Annotated in this window: 1 protein-coding gene; it reads right to left on the bottom strand. The window is 45.0% G+C overall.

The genetic code is table 11. The features are described 5' to 3' along the window. Positions 1 to 278 precede the first annotated feature (278 nt). Positions 279 to 983, bottom strand: a complete 705-nt coding sequence (locus QUA16_RS36710; protein ID WP_333109771.1) for a rhomboid family intramembrane serine protease — start codon at positions 981 to 983, stop codon at positions 279 to 281. Positions 984 to 1,332 lie beyond the last annotated feature (349 nt).

The following is a 1,332-nucleotide window of genomic DNA, read 5'->3' as shown; positions in this document are numbered from 1 at the left end:
CGCTCGATCTCGGATGATTCACTTTTATCCCCTCAATCTGCCTATGTGCCAGTTGGGGTGCGGAATGTGGGTTTAATCGCGTTCAATCGATCGGACATGATATCACGGTGGTGAAAAAATCAATCTGATTATCTTCAGAAAACCATCCCAACAAAGAGCCAAGCATAGCACCGAGCTTTAAGACAAATAAGAGGTTTGAAACCGCAGAACAACGCAGATAAACGCCGATTTCGTTGGCAGTTTATCTGCGTTTATTTGCGTTCATCTGCGGTGAAAAATTAAATCTGATTATCTTCAGAAAAAAGTCCCAATAAAGGGCCGAGAATAGCGCCGAAAACAAAGCCACCGGCGTGGGCCCAGTAGGCAACTCCCCCGGATTCCATGCCGACACTTGCCGGGGCATTCAAGGAAGCCAAGCCGCTCAATGCTTGCTGTGCAAACCAAAATCCTAGAAAGAAGAAAGCGGGGACTCTGACGGTGGTAATAAAAATTCCCAAGGGCAGCAGTGTCAGAACTTTAGCTTGGGGATATCTGAGAATGTAAGCTCCCATCACGCCTGCGATCGCGCCGCTAGCACCTAGGGACGGAATGGCAGATGCTGAGGAAAAAAACCACTGAGTTAGTGATGCTAAAACGCCGCAAGTAAGGTAAAATATTATAAATTTGACGTGTCCTAAACGGTCTTCTACGTTGTTGCCAAAAATCCACAAAAATAACATATTTCCGGCAATGTGAAGAAAGCCTGCGTGCAGGAATTGGGAGCTAATCAGTGTCGTCCATTCGGGAAATGGCGAAACTGGCAGAGCAACCCGACACATATTGCTTAACTGGCAAGGAATTACGGCCCAAGAGTAGAAGAATTGGGTTAATTGTCGATCGCCCAAACTGAGTTCGTACAAAAATACTAATATGTTGGCGGCAATCAGCCCGTAGGTGACGTAGGGAGTGATAGTAATGGGATTTTCATCGCGTAAGGGAACCACAGCCTTTTTTTCCTCATCAAAATATTGGCAACAGAGTAGCGCATTTATAGCCCAGGTGTCTCCTGTCTAAAGGAAGAGGGAACAAGCCAATCGATTTTAGATTTTAGATTTTAGATTTTAGATTTAAAGAATTGAAGAATTGAAGATTTAAAGAATTGAAGAAAGCGACCTCATATCATTTCCGGTCGAGGGATCGCGATTGTTGTAGGGGCGGGTTCACCAACAATACCTGCCAATAATTGACAATCTCAAAAACCCGCCCCGACCGGGATATTAGGATCGCGAATTAAATAACTTACAATTTTAATTGTTATTGTGGGATGGGCGTCCCGCCCGTCCTTTTTGGACG

The organism is Microcoleus sp. S13_C3, assembly GCF_036700905.1.
Classification (GTDB): Bacteria; Cyanobacteriota; Cyanobacteriia; order Cyanobacteriales; family Microcoleaceae; genus Microcoleus.
This window is presented reverse-complemented; position numbering and strand designations above follow the sequence as displayed.